General features: G+C 61.1%; 12 protein-coding genes. 9 read left to right on the top strand and 3 right to left on the bottom strand.

The window, feature by feature from the left end:
• Positions 1-205: 205 nt before the first annotated feature.
• The 9 genes from ACIP02_RS07105 to ACIP02_RS07065 all read left to right on the top strand — a co-directional run bounded on the left by ACIP02_RS07105 (position 206) and on the right by ACIP02_RS07065 (position 15,080).
• On the top strand, positions 206-802 hold the full coding sequence (locus tag ACIP02_RS07105; RefSeq protein ID WP_201202652.1) for a superoxide dismutase: 597 nt from the start codon (positions 206-208) through the stop codon (positions 800-802).
• A gap of 259 nt (positions 803-1,061) precedes the next feature.
• Positions 1,062-3,113, top strand: coding sequence for a putative bifunctional diguanylate cyclase/phosphodiesterase (locus ACIP02_RS07100; protein WP_400614605.1), 2,052 nt, complete (start codon positions 1,062-1,064; stop codon positions 3,111-3,113).
• 157 nt (positions 3,114-3,270) lie between these two features.
• Positions 3,271-4,608, top strand: coding sequence for an imelysin family protein (locus tag ACIP02_RS07095; protein ID WP_400614603.1), 1,338 nt, complete (start codon positions 3,271-3,273; stop codon positions 4,606-4,608).
• A gap of 278 nt (positions 4,609-4,886) precedes the next feature.
• Positions 4,887-6,314 carry a di-heme oxidoredictase family protein gene (locus ACIP02_RS07090; protein WP_400614600.1) on the top strand — a complete coding sequence of 476 codons (1,428 nt, stop codon included), beginning with the start codon at positions 4,887-4,889 and terminating at the stop codon, positions 6,312-6,314.
• 20 nt (positions 6,315-6,334) lie between these two features.
• Positions 6,335-7,399, top strand: a complete 1,065-nt coding sequence (locus ACIP02_RS07085; RefSeq protein WP_400614598.1) for an imelysin family protein — start codon at positions 6,335-6,337, stop codon at positions 7,397-7,399.
• A 2-nt stretch (positions 7,400-7,401) separates the two neighbouring features.
• Positions 7,402-8,499, top strand: coding sequence for a DUF1513 domain-containing protein (locus ACIP02_RS07080; protein WP_400614595.1), 1,098 nt, complete (start codon positions 7,402-7,404; stop codon positions 8,497-8,499).
• Positions 8,500-8,731: 232 nt separating this feature from the next.
• Positions 8,732-9,880, top strand: coding sequence for an efflux RND transporter periplasmic adaptor subunit (locus ACIP02_RS07075; protein WP_400614592.1), 1,149 nt, complete (start codon positions 8,732-8,734; stop codon positions 9,878-9,880).
• 12 nt (positions 9,881-9,892) lie between these two features.
• Complete coding sequence (locus ACIP02_RS07070) at positions 9,893-12,937, top strand: multidrug efflux RND transporter permease subunit (RefSeq protein ID WP_400614590.1); 3,045 nt, start codon at positions 9,893-9,895, stop codon at positions 12,935-12,937.
• Positions 12,938-13,892: 955 nt separating this feature from the next.
• Entirely contained in the window at positions 13,893-15,080 is a 1,188-nt protein-coding gene (locus ACIP02_RS07065) for a Bcr/CflA family efflux MFS transporter (RefSeq protein WP_400615054.1), read from the top strand.
• Positions 15,081-15,167: 87 nt separating this feature from the next.
• On the opposite strand, the gene ACIP02_RS07060 is transcribed toward ACIP02_RS07065, so the two are convergent.
• The 3 genes from ACIP02_RS07060 to ACIP02_RS07050 are packed head-to-tail and all read right to left on the bottom strand — an operon-like array spanning position 15,168 to position 16,786.
• Entirely contained in the window at positions 15,168-15,401 is a 234-nt protein-coding gene (locus tag ACIP02_RS07060) for a hypothetical protein (protein ID WP_400614588.1), read from the bottom strand.
• Complete coding sequence (locus ACIP02_RS07055) at positions 15,401-16,099, bottom strand: lipopolysaccharide kinase InaA family protein (RefSeq protein ID WP_400614585.1); 699 nt, start codon at positions 16,097-16,099, stop codon at positions 15,401-15,403. Before ACIP02_RS07055 ends, ACIP02_RS07060 begins: the two co-directional genes overlap by 1 nt.
• Before the next feature lie 6 nt (positions 16,100-16,105).
• Positions 16,106-16,786: a class I SAM-dependent methyltransferase gene (locus ACIP02_RS07050; RefSeq protein ID WP_400614583.1), complete on the bottom strand. Its 681-nt coding sequence runs from the start codon at positions 16,784-16,786 to the stop codon at positions 16,106-16,108.
• Positions 16,787-16,798: the final 12 nt, after the last annotated feature.

The raw sequence follows: 16,798 nt of genomic DNA, 5'->3' as shown, positions 1-16,798 counted from the left end.
CAATTTTGTGGCAGGCACCACTGGTCGGCACCCGCCACCCGCTCTGGAACCTCTATTCCCTATGTTTGTTGCGTGGTTATGCGCCGGGCCCGGTGCTATGATCCAGCCCTTGCGTCGCAAAGAGTACAAACTCGCCGACGCTTATCGGGCCGCCCGTGATCGGCCTTGCGCAAACCGCAAACAGACCTGAATCAGGAGATCCACCATGGCTTTTGAATTGCCGCCGCTGCCGTACGCCCACGATGCCCTGCAGCCGCACATCTCCAAGGAAACCCTGGAGTATCACCACGACAAGCACCACAACACCTATGTCGTGAACCTGAACAACCTGGTCCCAGGCACCGAATTCGAAGGCAAGACCCTCGAAGAAATCGTCAAGGCCTCTTCGGGCGGCATCTTCAACAACGCCGCTCAAGTCTGGAACCACTCCTTCTACTGGAACTGCCTGGCGCCAAACGCCGGTGGCCAGCCAACCGGTGCCCTGGCTGACGCCATCAACGCCGCTTTCGGTTCCTTCGACAAGTTCAAGGAAGAGTTCACCAAGACTTCGGTTGGCACCTTCGGTTCCGGCTGGGGCTGGCTGGTGAAGAAAGCTGACGGTTCCCTGGCCCTGGCCAGCACCATCGGCGCCGGCTGCCCGCTGACCAGCGGCGACACCCCGCTGCTGACCTGCGATGTCTGGGAACACGCCTACTACATCGACTACCGCAACGTGCGTCCGAAGTACGTCGAGGCGTTCTGGAACCTGGTCAACTGGGCCTTCGTTGCCGAGCAGTTCGAAGGCAAGACCTTCAAGGCCTGAGTGATTCAGCCTTGAACAGAAAACCCGGCCATGTGCCGGGTTTTTTTATGCCTGTGGGTGCGGGCATGCCCGCGAAAAGGCCCGCACGGTTTTGCTTGCTCACCCCGCATTGCACGCTAACATCAAAGCTCTGGAAGATTGATACAGCGCACTCAAGTTGCGGGGTCAGGCAACCGATACACTGCTCATGGTAGGCCGGTAGTGTATCGTCATCGTTGATGGCAAAATGATGCCATGCGCATGGATTAAGGAAACCCCATTGAAGCTGGAATTGCGGAACAGCTTGTCGGTCAAGTTGCTCAGGGTCGTGCTGCTGTCGGCGCTAGCGGTCGGCGTTGTGCTCAGCTGTGCGCAAATCGTTTACGACACCTACAAGACCCGCCAGGCCGTGAACAACGATGCCCAGCGCATCCTCGACATGTTCCGCGACCCGTCCACCCAGGCGGTATACAGCCTCGATCGCGAAATGGGCATGCAGGTGATGGAAGGCCTGTTCCAGGATGAATCAGTGCGCATGGCCTCCATCGGCCACCCTAACGAAACCATGCTGGCGGAAAAATCGCGCCCGCTGCAAGACATGTCGATGCGCTGGCTCACCGACCTGATCCTTGGCCAGGAACGCACCTACACCACCCAGCTGGTCGGCCGTGGCCCCTACAGTGAATACTACGGCGACCTCAGCATCACCCTCGACACCTCGTCCTACGGTGAAGATTTCCTGATCAACGCGGTGATCATCTTCATCTCCGGCGTGCTGCGCGCGTTGGCCATGGGCCTGGTACTGTACCTGGTCTACCACTGGCTGCTGACCAAGCCGCTGTCGAAGATCATCGAACACCTCACCCAGATCAACCCCGACCGCCCCAGCCAGCATCAACTGCCATTGCTCAAGGGCCACGAAAAGAACGAACTGGGCCTGTGGGTCAACACCGCCAACCAGTTGCTGGCCTCGATCGAGCGCAATACCCACCTGCGCCACGAGGCAGAAAACAGCCTGCAACGCATGGCCCAGTACGACTTCCTCACCGGCCTGCCCAACCGCCAGCAGTTGCAGCAGCAGCTGGACAAGATCCTCGTCGACGGCGGCCGCCTGCAACACCGGGTAGCAGTACTGTGCGTGGGCCTGGACGACTTCAAGGGCATCAATGAGCAGTTCAGCTACCAGGTCGGTGACCAGCTACTGCTGGCCCTCGCCGACCGCCTGCGCGCCCACAGCGGCCGCCTGGGCGCGCTGGCACGGCTGGGTGGCGACCAGTTCGCCCTGGTGCAGGCCAATATCGAGCAGCCTTACGAGGCCGCCGAACTGGCGCAAAGCATCCTTGACGACCTGGAAGTACCGTTCGACCTCGACCACCAGCAGATCCGCCTGCGCGCCACCATCGGCATCACCCTGTTCCCCGAAGACGGCGACAGCACCGAGAAGCTGCTGCAGAAAGCCGAACAGACCATGACCCTGGCCAAGGCCCGTTCGCGCAACCGCTACCAGTTCTACATCGCCAGCGTCGACAGCGAAATGCGCCGCCGCCGCGAGCTGGAAAAGGACCTGCGCGAAGCCCTGCCGCGCAACCAGCTGTACTTGGTGTACCAGCCACAGATCAGCTACCGCGACCACCGCGTGGTGGGCGTCGAGGCGTTGTTGCGCTGGCAGCACCCGGAACTGGGCATGGTGCCGCCCGACCAGTTCATCCCACTGGCCGAACAGAACGGCAGCATCATCAGCATTGGCGAATGGGTGCTCGACCAGGCCTGCCGGCAATTGCGCGAATGGCACGACCTGGGCTTCAGCGACCTGCGCATGGCCGTCAACCTGTCTACCGTACAGCTGCACCACAGCGAACTGCCGCGGGTGGTCAACAACCTGTTGCAGGCCTACCGCCTGCCGCCACGCAGCCTGGAACTGGAAGTCACCGAGACCGGCCTGATGGAAGACATCAGCACCGCTGCCCAGCATCTACTGAGCCTGCGCCGCTCCGGGGCGCTGATCGCCATCGACGACTTCGGCACCGGCTACTCCTCGCTCAGCTACCTGAAGTCGCTGCCGCTGGACAAGATCAAGATCGACAAAAGCTTCGTCCAGGACCTGCTCGACGACGATGACGACGCCACCATCGTTCGCGCCATCATCCAGCTGGGCAAGAGCCTGGGCATGCAGGTAATCGCCGAGGGCGTGGAAACCGCCGAGCAGGAAACCTACATCGTTGCCCAAGGCTGCCACGAGGGCCAGGGCTACCACTACAGCAAGCCGCTGTCGGCCCGCGAGCTGACCCACTATCTCAAGCAGGCACAGCGCAATCAGGTTTCGATGTTCTGACCCACCTGCCCGGTTACAGGCCGTGACCTGGATTTACATGAATTGCACGCCCGCCCCTTTACAGCAAATGCAAATCTTTCGCATGATGTTGCGGTTTCGCGTGCCCCGGCGCACGGTCCACCCCTTGGTCCAACCACACGACGCAGGAAAACCAATAATGATTCGAATGCCTCTGGCCTCCGCCAGTCTGCTGGCCATTGCCATCGCCCTCGCCGGTTGCGGTGAAGGCAAGGACGAAAAAGCCGCCGCGCCGCAAGCCCAGGCACCTGCTGCCGCCAGCACCAGCGCTGCGGCGCCAGGGGCTGTCGACGAAGCCGCTGGCAAGGCTGTGGTCAAGCATTACACCGATATGGTCTACGCCGTGTACAGCGACTCGCTGAGCACCGCCAAATCCCTGCAGGCCGCAGTTGACGCGTTTCTCGCCAAGCCCAGCGAAGAAACCCTGAAAGCCGCCAAGGAAGCCTGGTTCGCCGCGCGCGTACCTTACCTGCAGAGCGAAGCCTTCCGCTTCGGCAACACCATCATCGACGATTGGGAAGGCCAGGTGAACGCCTGGCCGCTGGACGAAGGCCTGATCGACTACGTCGACAAGAGCTACGAGCACGCCCTGGGCAACCCGGCGGCCAGCGCCAACATCATCGCCAACACCGAGATCCAGGTCGGCGAAGAGAAGGTCGACGTCAAGGACATCACCCCAGAGAAGCTGGCCAGCCTGAACGAACTGGCAGGTTCCGAAGCCAACGTCGCCACTGGCTACCACGCCATCGAATTCCTGCTCTGGGGCCAGGACTTGAACGGCACCGGCCCAGGCGCTGGCGCCCGTCCGGTTTCCGACTACCTGGAAGGCCAGGGCGCCACTGGCGGCCACAACGACCGCCGCCGCGCCTACCTGAAAGCGGTCACCGACCTGCTGGTCAGCGACCTCGAAGAAATGGTCGGCAACTGGGCACCGAACGTCGCCGACAACTATCGCGCCAAGCTGGAAGCGGAGCCGGTCAACGACGGCCTGCGCAAGATGCTGTTCGGCATGGGCAGCCTGTCGCTGGGTGAACTGGCGGGTGAGCGCATGAAGGTTTCGCTGGAAGCCAACTCGCCGGAAGACGAGCAGGATTGCTTCAGCGACAACACCCACTACTCGCACTTCTACGACGCCAAGGGCATCCGCAACGTCTACCTGGGCGAGTATACCCGTGTCGATGGCACCAAAATGACCGGCCCAAGCCTGTCCTCGCTGGTGGCCAAGGCCGACCCGGCTGCCGACGCCACCCTCAAGGCCGACCTGGAAGCCACCGAAGCCAAGATTCAGGTGATGGTCGACCACGCCCTGAAAGGCGAGCACTACGACCAGCTGATCGCCGCCGACAACGCTGCCGGCAACCAGATCGTGCGTGACGCCATTGCCTCGCTGGTCAAGCAGACCGGCTCGATCGAGCAGGCAGCAGGCAAGCTGGGCATTGCCAACCTGAACCCGGACACCGCAGATCACGAATTCTGATCCTGCTGTAGCGGTTGTTTTGAAAGAGGCGGCCTTCGGGTCGCCTTTTTTGCTTCTGGCCTCTTCGCGGGTGAACCCGCTCCCACAGGGACCACACAAGGTCGGAACCAGTGGAGATCCTGTGGGAGCGGGTTCATCCGCGAAGAGGCCGGCACTGCACATGAAAATACTGGCCTTTCACAACCTTTTCACCCAGGCAATTGCAAATTGCTCTTATTCAAACAGGACTGGCCTGCTAAGCTTGCACGCCGGTTTTTCGTCCACGCCCAGGATTTTGCATGTCCTCGTCGCTGTCCCGACTTCCCCTTCTGCTGCTGACCCTGGCCCTTGCCGCCTGTGATGACGCCCCGCGTTTCACCCAGGCCGAGCCTGGCGAAGCGTTGTCGGCCGGCAAGGCGACCGTGCAGCGCAGCGACCGCAGCGCCTATTCCCTGCCCTCGGCCAACCTCTCGCCCGAGCGGCGCCTGGACTTTGCCGTAGGCAACAGCTTTTTCCGCAACCCTTGGGTAATCGCCCCCTCTACCACCACTGCACGTGACGGTCTGGGGCCGCTGTTCAACACCAATGCCTGCCAGAACTGCCACGTACGCGATGGCCGCGGTCACCCGCCAGCGCCGGGTGACAGCAACGCCGTAGGCATGCTGGTACGCCTGTCGATCCCCGACCAGCCCTACCTGGCCAAGGTCATCGAACGCCTTGGCGTGGTGCCGGAGCCGGTGTACGGCACCCAACTGCAAGACATGGCCATCCCCGGCGTGGCCCCGGAAGGCAAGGTGCGGGTGAGCTACAGCAGCGAAACGGTCACCTTCAAGGACGGCCACCAGGTCGAGCTGCGCAAGCCAAGCCTGCAGATTACTCAGCTCGGCTACGGCGTGATGCACCCCGACACACGCTTTTCGGCACGCATTGCACCGCCGATGATCGGCCTGGGCCTGCTCGAAGCCATCCCCGACGCCGACCTGCTGGCCAACGAAGACCCGGACGACCGCAACCGCAACGGCATCCGCGGGCGGGCCAACCGGGTGTGGGACGACGCCCAGGGCAAGACCGTGATCGGCCGCTTCGGCTGGAAAGCCGGGCAACCCAACGTCAACCAGCAGAACGTGCACGCCTTTGCCGGCGACATGGGCCTGACCAGCACCCTGCTGCCCAACGACGACTGCACCCCGGCGCAAACCGATTGCCTGGCTGCACCCAATGGCGACGGTGCCGATGGCGAAAAGGAAGTCAGCGACAACATCCTGCGCCTGGTGACCTTCTACACGCGTAACCTGGGCGTGCCGGCACGCCGCGATGTCGGTTCGCCGCAGGTACTGGCCGGCAAGAACCTGTTCTACCAGGCCGGCTGCCAGGGTTGCCACACACCGCAGTTCACCACCGCCGCCGATGCTAACGAACCCGAACTGGCCAATCAGGTCATTCGCCCCTACAGCGACTTGCTGTTGCACGACATGGGCCCGGGCCTGGCCGACGAGCGCACCGAATTTGCCGCCAACGGCCAGGACTGGCGAACCGCACCACTGTGGGGCATCGGCCTGAGCGAAACGGTCAGCGGCCACAGCCAGTTCCTGCACGACGGCCGCGCCCGCAACCTGCTTGAAGCCGTGCTCTGGCATGGTGGCGAGGCCGAGGCGGCACGCAATTTCGTACTCACATTCAATGCCGAGCAGCGCACCGCGCTACTGGCGTTCCTGAACTCACTTTAAAACGCGCTAAGGAGCCGGGCATGTTCCGACCCAAACTGTTGTTCACCAGCCTCGCCGCACTCGCCCTCGGTGCCTGCTCGCCGCAGGACCCGCAAGCCGTGACCTCTGCCGCCATTGCCAAGCAGGTGATCCTGCCCACCTATAGCCGCTGGGTCGAAGCCGACCGCACCCTGGCCGCCAGCGCCCTGGCCTACTGCGAAGGCAAGGAAGACCTGGAAAAGGCCCGCGCCGACTTCCTCAACGCGCAAAAAGCCTGGGCCGAGCTGCAACCGCTGCTGGTCGGTCCGCTGGCCGAAGGCAACCGCGCCTGGCAGGTGCAGTTCTGGCCCGACAAGAAAAACCTGGTCGGTCGCCAGGTCGAACAACTGGTCAACGGCGACAAGCCGGTCGATGCCGCCGCCCTGGGCAAGTCCAGCGTCGTGGTACGTGGCCTGTCGGCCTACGAATACATCCTGTTCGACAGCAAGCCGGACATCGCCACAGCCGAGCAGAAAGCCCGTTACTGCCCACTGCTGGTCGCCATTGGTGAGCATCAGAAGGTCCTCGCCGAGGACATCCTCAAGAGCTGGAACAGCACTGACGGCATGCTGTCGCAGATGACCAAGTTCCCCAACCAGCGCTACGCCGATTCCCATGAGGCCATCGCCGACCTGCTGCGTTCCCAGGTCACCGCCCTGGATACACTGAAGAAGAAGCTGGGTGCGCCCATGGGCCGCCAGAGCAAGGGCATCCCGCAGCCGCTGCAGGCCGAAGCCTGGCGCAGCCACAACTCGCTGAACAGCCTGGAAGCCACCCTCAAGGCGGCCGAAACCGTCTGGGTCGGGGTCGACAACCAAGGTTTGCGCGGCCTGCTGCCCAGCGATCAGAAAGCGCTGGCGGACAAGATCGACGCCGCCTACGCTACCTCGCTCAAACTGCTGGCCGACAACCAGAAGACCCTCGGCGAGCTGCTGGCCGACGACGCTGGCCAGCAAACCCTCAACCAGATCTACGACAGCCTCAACGCCGTCCACCGCCTGCACGAGGGCGAGCTGGCCAAGGCGCTGAACATCCAGCTGGGCTTCAATGCCAACGACGGTGACTGATCATGCTGCGACGCCAGGCCATCAAACTCGGTAGCGTATTGCTCAGCGCCCTGACCCTGGGCGGCTGGAGCCTGTTCCGCAACAAAGGCAGCGAACCCCTGCTGCTCTCGGCGCGTGACGACGGCGACGGCAAGCACTATGCCGTCGGATTCCGCCTGGACGGCAGCCAGGTGTTCAGCACCCAGGTTGCCCAGCGTTGCCATGCCATCATCCACCACCCCGAGCGGCCAATCGCCCTGTTCGTCGCCCGCCGCCCAGGTACCGAAAGCTACCTGGTCGACTTGCGTGACGGGCGGCTGCTGCAAACGGTGGTTTCGCAACCGAACCGGCATTTCTACGGCCACGCCGTGGTGCACAAAGGTGGCGAATGGCTGTACGCCACCGAGAACGACACCACCGACCCAGGCCGCGGTGTACTGGGCGTTTACCGTTTCGAAGGTGAACGCCTGGTGCACACCGGCGAGATACCGACCCATGGCATCGGCCCGCACGAGGTGGCCTGGCTGCCCGACGGCGAAACGCTGATCGTGGCCAACGGCGGCATCCGTACCGAGGCCGAAAGCCGGGTCGAGATGAACCTCAATGCCATGCAGCCGAGCCTGGTGCTGATGCAGCGCGACGGTACCCTGCTGAGCAAGGAAACCCTGGCCCAGCAGATGAACAGCGTGCGCCACCTGGCGGTGGGCAGCGATGGCACCATCGCCGCCTGCCAGCAGTTCATGGGTGATGCCGATGAAACGGCCGAGTTGCTGGCAATCAAGCGCCCGGGCGAGCCATTCAAGGCCTTCCCGGTGCCGGCGCGGCAGCTGCAGGCCATGGCCCAGTACACTGCCAGCGTTGCCATCCACAGCGAGCTGCGCCTGGTGGCACTGACGGCGCCACGGGCCAACCGCCTGTTCGTCTGGGACCTGGACAGCGGTGCGGTGCGGCTGGATGCGCCAATGCCCGATTGTGCGGGGGTTGGCGCGGTGAAGGACGGCTTTGTTGTTACATCCGGGCAGGGCCGTTGCCGGTTCTATGATTGCACCAAGGCAGAACTGGTCGGGCAACCGATGAACCTGCCGTCCGGTTTCTGGGACAACCACCTGCATCTGGTCTGATTTTTCTGTTGCCTGTACCGGCCCTTTCGCGGCTAAAGCCGCTCCTACAACGACCGCGCAATCCCATGACTGCGCGGTCGTTGTAGGAGCGGCTTTAGCCGCGAAAGGGCCCTCACAGGCATTTCACTCCCCGTCCCCCAAAAAACAGTCAATACTTCCCCCATCCATACGTGGGCAGGATCGCCCGTTGTCGTGTCAAGCCAATAACAACCGAATCCAAGGAACCGGACCTATGCTGCGCCGCCGCATGCTCATCATGTTGGCCGTGGTTCTGCTGATCGTGCTGGCCCTGGGGGGCTACAAGGCCTTCTCGATCTACCAGCAGATCCAGATGTTCACTGCCCCCAAGCCGCCCATCACCGTGGCGGCCGCCTTGGCCGAACAGCGCCAGTGGCAACAGCGCCTGCCTGCCGTTGGCAGCCTAAAGGCGCTGCAAGGCGTTGAGCTGAGCCTGGAAGTTGAAGGTATCGTCAAATCCCTGCACTTCGACTCGGGCCAGCAGGTGAAGGCCGGGCAATTGCTGCTGCAACTCAACGACGACCAGGAAACCGCCCTGCTCGGCACTGCCCAGGCCGACCTGGGCCTGGCCAAGGTCGACTTCGGCCGTGGCAGCCAGCTGGTCGGCGATTCCGCCATTTCCCGTGGCGAGTACGACCGCCTTACCGCCCAGTACCGGCGCAATCAGGCCGTGGTCGACCAACTCAAGGCGTCGAAGACCAAGAAGAGCATCAGCGCCCCGTTCAGCGGCACCATCGGCATCCGCCAGGTGGACGTCGGCGACTACCTGGCCGCCGGCACGGTGATCGCCACCCTGCAGGACACCTCCAGCCTGTACGTCGACTTCAACGTACCGGAACAGGCCCTGCCACAGCTGAGCCTGGGCCAGCAGGTACGGGTGCAGGTGGCCGCTTACCCCGGCCAGACCTTCCCCGCCAGCCTCAGCGCCATCAACCCCAAGGTCGAAGAAACCACGCGCAACCTGCGGGTGCGGGCAACCATGGCCAACCCGGACGGCAAACTGCTTCCGGGCATGTTCGCCAGCCTGCTGATCCTGCTGCCCAACCCACAGCCACAGGTGGTCGTTCCGGAAAGTGCCATTACCTACACCCTGTATGGCAACTCGGTGTATGTCGCCACGCCGAAAAAGGACAAGGACGGCAAGCCGGAGAACGACGACAAAGGCAAACCGCAGCTGGTCGCCGAACAACGCACGGTGCAGACCGGCGAGCGCCGCGACGGTGTTGTGGTGGTCAGCAAAGGCCTACAGGTCGGCGAACAGGTGGTCACCGCCGGGCAATTGAAGCTCGTCCCAGGCGCCGCGATCCGGATCGGCCAGGACCAGGCCCTTAAGCCCGAACCGGGCGCAGCGGCCAAGGACTGACAGGAGGCCGGCATGGCGTTCACCGACCCGTTCATCCGCCGCCCGGTGCTGGCCAGCGTGGTCAGCCTGCTGATCCTGCTGCTGGGTTTCCAAGCTTGGAACAAGCTACAGATCCGCCAGTACCCACGCATGGAAAACGCCCTGATCACGGTGACCACCGCCTACCCGGGGGCTAATGCCGAAACCATCCAGGGCTACATCACCCAGCCGTTGCAGCAAAGCCTGGCCAGCGCCGAAGGCATCGATTACATGACCTCGGTGAGCCGGCAGAATTTCTCGATCATTTCCATCTACGCGCGCATCGGCGCCGACAGCGACCGGCTGTTCACCGAGCTGCTGGCCAAGGCCAACGAAGTGCGCAACAAACTGCCGCAGGACTCGGAAGACCCGGTGCTGAGCAAAGAGGCCGCCGATGCCTCGGCGCTGATGTACATCAGCTTCTACAGCAAGGAAATGAGCAACCCGCAGATCACCGACTACCTGTCGCGGGTAATCCAGCCCAAGTTGGCCACCTTGCCGGGCATGGCCGAGGCGGAGATCCTCGGCAACCAGGTGTTTGCCATGCGCCTGTGGCTGGACCCGGTAAAACTGGCCGGCTTCGGCCTGTCGGCCACGGACGTGACCAATGCCGTGCGCCGTTACAACTTCCTGTCCGCCGCCGGTGAGGTAAAGGGCGAGTACGTGGTCACCAGCATCAACGCCAGCACCGAGCTGAAGTCGGCCGAAGCGTTCGCCGCCCTGCCGGTCAAGACCAGCGGCGACAGCCGCGTGCTGCTGGGCGATGTGGCGCGGGTCGAGATGGGCGCAGAGAACTACGACACGGTCAGCTCGTTCGACGGCACGCCGTCGGTGTACATCGGCATCAAGGCCACCCCCGCCGCCAACCCGCTGGACGTGATCAAGGAAGTGCGGCGGATCATGCCCGAGCTGGAAAGCCAGCTGCCCTCGGCGCTGAAAGTGTCAATTGCCTACGACGCCACGCTGTTCATCCAGGCCTCCATCGACGAAGTGATCAAGACCCTTGGCGAAGCGGTGCTGATCGTGATCGTGGTGGTGTTCCTGTTCCTCGGCGCCCTGCGTTCGGTACTGATCCCGGTGGTGACCATTCCACTGTCGATGATCGGCGTGCTGTTCTTCATGCAGATGATGGGCTACTCGCTCAACCTGCTGACCCTGCTGGCCATGGTGCTGGCCATCGGCCTGGTGGTGGACGATGCCATCGTTGTGGTGGAGAACATCCACCGCCACATGGAAGAAGGCAAGTCGCCATTCGACGCAGCCCTGGAAGGCGCGCGCGAGATCGCCATGCCAGTGGTGTCGATGACTATCACCCTGGCTGCCGTGTATGCGCCGATCGGCTTCCTGACCGGGCTTACCGGGGCGCTGTTCAAGGAGTTCGCCCTGACCCTGGCCGGCGCGGTGATCATCTCCGGCATCGTCGCCCTGACCCTGTCACCCATGATGTGCGCCCTGCTGCTGCGCCACGAGCAGAACCCCAGCGGCCTGGCCCACCGCCTCGACCAACTGTTCGAACGGCTGAAGGTGCGCTACCAGCGCCTGCTGCACGCCACCCTCGACAGCCGGCCGGTGGTGCTGGTGTTTGCGGTGATCATCCTGTGCCTGATCCCCGTGCTGCTCAAGTTCACCCAGAACGAACTGGCGCCCAACGAGGACCAGGGTGTGATCTTCATGATGAGCAGCTCGCCGCAGCCGGCCAACCTCGACTACCTCAACGCCTACACCGACCAGTTCACGCCACTGTTCAAGGCCTTTCCCGAGTACTACTCGTCGTTCCAGATCAACGGCTTCAATGGTGTGCAGACCGGCATCGGGGGCTTCCTGCTCAAACCCTGGAACGAGCGCGAGCGCACGCAAATGGAGCTGCTGCCGCTGGTACAGGCCAAGCTTGAAGAAATCGCCGGCCTGCAGATCTTCGGCTTCAACCTGCCGTCACTGCCGGGCACCGGCGAGGGCCTGCCGTTCCAGTTCGTGATCAATACCGCGGGCGATTACCCGGGTTTGCTGGAGGTGGCCCAGCGCATCAAGGCCCGCGCCCAGGATTCGGGCAAGTTCGCCTTCCTCGATGTCGACCTGGCCTTCGACAAGCCCGAGGTGGTGGTGGACATCGACCGGGCCAAGGCGGCGCAGATGGGCGTGTCGATGGACACCCTCGGCAGCACCCTGGCAACCTTGCTGGGCGAGGCAGAAATCAACCGTTTCACCCTTGAAGGGCGCAGCTACAAGGTGATTGCCCAGGTCGAGCGGCCCTACCGCGACAACCCGGGCTGGCTGAACAATTACTACGTGAAGAACGACCAGGGCAAGCTGCTGCCGCTATCGACCCTGATCACCCTCACCGACCGCGCTCGCCCGCGCCAGCTCAACCAGTTCCAGCAGCTCAACTCAGCCATCATCCAGGGCGTGCCGATGGTCAGCCTGGGCGAAGCGCTGAAGACCGTGCAGGACATTGCCCGTGAAGAGGCGCCGGAAGGTTTCGCCTTCGACTACGCCGGCGTGGCCCGCCAATACGTGCAGGAAGGCAGCGCATTGTGGGTCACCTTTGGCCTGGCGCTGGCGATCATCTTTCTGGTGCTGGCGGCGCAGTTCGAAAGTTTCCGTGACCCGTTGGTGATCCTGGTGACGGTGCCGTTGTCGATTTGTGGTGCGTTGCTGCCCCTGTTCCTCGGCATATCGAGTATGAACATCTACACCCAGGTCGGGTTGGTGACCCTGATCGGGCTGATCAGCAAGCACGGCATCCTGATCGTCGAGTTTGCCAACCAGTTGCGTGAGGCGCGTGGCTTGAGCGCGCGCGAGGCGATTGAAGAAGCCGCGGCGATTCGCCTGCGCCCGGTGCTGATGACCACAGCGGCAATGGTGTTCGGCATGGTGCCGCTGATCCTCGCGACCGGGGCCGGGGCGGTCAGCCGGTTTGACATCGGTACGGTGATTGCGACCGGGATGTCGATTGGTACGCTGTTTACCCTGTTTGTGCTGCCTTGTATCTACACCTTGTTGGCGCACAAGACGGTGGCCAAAGAGACTGCGGTGGCCTGATCCGGCCTCTTCGCGGGTAAACCCGCTCCCACAAGTACTGCACCGCATCTGAGCTCACCACTCCCCTGTGGGAGCGGGTTTACCCGCGAAGAGGCCGGTGAGGCAGACACAAAAACGCCAGAGGCCCCGCAATTTCGGGGCCTCTGGCATTTCTAGCTCACACCGGGTTCAACCGAACGGTCGCTCCCCCTGCTTCAAGTCTGATTTTGTTGCTTGGGGGAGACGGAGCAATTCTTCCACGTAATTCGCACCACAAAAACCATAGCAAAACTGCTAGGGCACCCGCGCCCTATACGCCCTACTTCAAAATTCAACCACTCTTGAAAAATGAACTTGGTAAAAATTCCTACAACTTAATCAGAATTTTCGCCACCCTCTTCAGCTTGTACATCTGGGGTTTATCGCTATCATCAAAGACGTCGCAATGACGCGACTCACAAACGGATGACTCAATATGAAAATCATCAAGATGGAATGCACTAAATTGGCGAATATGGCGCATTTGGTCAAAAAAACCAAATTAGCCTTAACCCGTAAACACTGAAGAGCAGTGCCGGCCTGCCCTTCAGTCCGAGGGGGAGCAATGACAAGCAAAGATTGCTTCTTTATCGCCATGGATAACACCCTGGTCTGCCAGGATTTTAAAAACCACAAACAGTACGAGTTATCAAGGGACCACGATTACCGACTAATCGACCTCATCACAGAAAATTTAATGACCAATTTACTGACGACTTAAAACGCTCAAAGCCTTCTGCCAACCCGACGAACATTTTTTACAATCTATTTTCAAAAAACACCAAGCCATTTGCAAGGTCGTTATCAATCACGTAAAAAATAGTTGGACTCCTCGAATGCCCGCATTATCAAAAATGACGATTCTGGCAATCAAACGCACCGACTTATTGAAAGACGAACGCTATATGACAGAGTTCAAGACGGCGGGCCTCATCTTATGATTTTGGCCGAAACTTTTAAAAACACTGTTCTTAGCCCAGTACTCTTGATCCTGTTATGCCTGTTAGGCGTCTTCCCTCTGGACGTCATCCTTCCTTCGTTCCCTGCACTTGCAGAAGCCTTTCTAGTAGATCCAAAGCTAATAGCTTATTCTGTAAGCCTGTTCGCGTTTGGCGTAGCTGTAGCGCAAATGGTTATTGGCCCGCTATCTGATCGAGTTGGGCGCAAGAGACTGTTACTCGGCGGGTTGGGGATATCCATTGCTGGGGCAATTGGCTGCCTGCTTTCAACCGACTATGAAATGTTTCTGGCTTTTCGGTTACTGCAAGCCGTCGGCTGTGGCAGCCTGGTTCTGAGCCAAGCACTAGTACAGGACCTGTATAGTGGAAAACAGCGTAACACCATGCGCATTCTATTGACGAGTGCAAGTGGCGTGTTCATATCAATCTCGCCCGTCGCTGGAGCAGTTCTCCAACAATCAATGGGTTGGACAGGCAGCTTTACGGTATTTATTGCAATTGCTGTTTTCGTCATCTTGCTTGCAGGAGTGATACTGCACGAAACACCTGTTTCAGCCGTGCGTAGCTCAGGAGTACAAAGTTATCTTACCATGTTGCGCGACGCATCCTATGTAAGCTTTTCTCTACAAGCAACTTTAGCGTTCGCCTGCCACTTTTCCTTCATTGTCGTTGCTCCGCTGCTACTCATGGAACAGCTGAGCCTGACGCCGTATGAGTTTTCTATTGCATTCATTTTCTACGGGCTCGCTTATGTGGTCGGTGGCGCAATCGCGACTTACTTGAACAATCGAGTCAGCGCACACGCTCAGATAGGCATGGGGTTTATGCTGATAGCCACTGCGGGAGCCGCTCTGTTGATTTGGCATTGGGTAGCAGGGCTGACAATAACAGGCCTCATGATACCGATGATCTTTTGTACAACAGGAACGACGCTGGTACGTCCAGCTGCTGCCACGCAAGCATTAGCCCGCTATCCGCAGCAGGCGGGTGCAGCAGCATCGCTTAACACAACATTGCTATTTGCCGGGGGGGGGTTAGCTGGCACTTTGATTGCGACCACTGAACACCTGCTGCCGATGAGCTTGGGAGTTCTATTCCTAAGCAGCGCCCTTGGCGGCTTCCTGCTGCTCATGTGCCTCAAAGGCAATAGAATGCAGCACTGCTAATTTCTGCAGAAAGCCAGTGGGGCAAACGCATAAATGCCAGAGGCCCCGCAGTTGCGGGGCCTCTGGCATTTCTAGCTCACACCGGGTTCAACCAGCCGGCCGCAACCCCTGACGCATGCCAAACAGGAACAGCAACAGGTCCTGGTCCGGCTCGGCCTTGGCATGCTGCTGCGGTTTCAAATTCCGCGGCAGCGCACACTGGTCGGCCATTTCAGCCTTGCTGAACACGGTCGGCTTTGGCTCTTCCCAGGCAGCAACCGCCACGGTGGTCACCGCCAGGCCTGCAATCAGGAACAAAGCTCGAGCTATTTCTAGTTTCATTACCCTAACCCTTTGACAGCGCTGCCAAACGCCATCTTGTAAAAGTAGAGCAGCGTTTGCCATTCCGCGTCATTGAGCGACGAATGGCGACGCAGCTGGCGCAGGTCGTTACCTGCCGCGCGCTGGCAACTGATGCGCCGCCGGCACTTTTCCAGGTCGAGCAAGGCCACTTCGACGCGGGCCTGCTCGCCTTCGCCGATCACCTTGATGAATACGTGCTTGCCGTACAGGCAGCCGTGCTGCCAATGGCCCAGGTGCATGCGCGCCAGGTTGTCCGCCAGGTCCTTGAGCATGCGCTCATGCACCACCTGCGGGAAACGCTCGCGGGCACCTTCGGCATGCCAGTTATCGAGCTCGACAAAGCCGTCCAGCGCTTCGCTGACCAGCAGCGCACGCCACTGGTGGTCGGGATCGCGCTCGGCGCCACAGAAGACGATACGCGGAACGCGTACGCCCAGTTGCTCGAAGCTGGTCAGCGCATCGAGCTCACGCAACACAGTCGGCCGGCCGAAGGGGTGCAGAAGGCTGCGGTAGATGTGCCCGACCTGGCGCTTGGCATACAGCAGCTTGCCATTGGCATCGCTGAGACGTTGCACGCCACTCTCGCCGCCGCGGCGCTGGTTAGGCTCCTCGACCCACTCGCCTTGCTGGCGCCAGTAAAAATCGAACCGCGACTCCCCTTTCTGGGCTACAGCCATCAAACACTACCCCTTACGCAATACATAGACCCGCCACATGGCATAGAACGGCAGGAAGTCGAGGCGCTCCTGGATTCTGAAGCCGGCGGCCCTGAATTCTTCTTCAACCGTTTCGGCCGGTAACACAAAACGGTTCTGGAAATTGTCCTGCTCGGCCCTGGCGCTGCGGCGCCGCTCCAGGTTTTTCCGCCGCCAGGCCTTGAAGTTGCCATCAACCCACAGCGACAGGATTACACTATCACGGCTAACCCTTTGAAATTCCGAAAGAATTTTCTTTCTGTGTGCCGACTCGCCAATGTGGTGGAACAAGCGCATGCAGAAAATGCTGTCCACAGCGTTGTCCGGCAAGTCGATGTCGAATGCCGATGTCTGCAAAGGCCGTACCCGTGACACCACCTCTGGCGGTTGCGCGGCACAGGCAGTCTCGATCATCGCCTCGGAATTGTCGGCGCCAATGATCACCCGGTTGGGCTTTTCTGCCAGCAGCGGCCAGAAGCGACCGGCGCCACACGGCAGGTCCAGTACCAGGCCAGGCTCGCCGGCCAATGCCAAGGCGCGACGCGCCAGTTGCTCATCGCGCTTGTGGGACAGCCGTCGTGCCAAGCCGTCCTGATGCTTGAGAAAGTACTCGCGGGCATGGTCTTTGTCGTACTTCTCGGAAAATTCAAGCTTGATGGGGCTACGCATTGGGCATCTCCA

The organism is Pseudomonas sp. NPDC089408, assembly GCF_044749445.1.
Classification (GTDB): Bacteria; Pseudomonadota; Gammaproteobacteria; order Pseudomonadales; family Pseudomonadaceae; genus Aquipseudomonas.
This window is presented reverse-complemented; position numbering and strand designations above follow the sequence as displayed.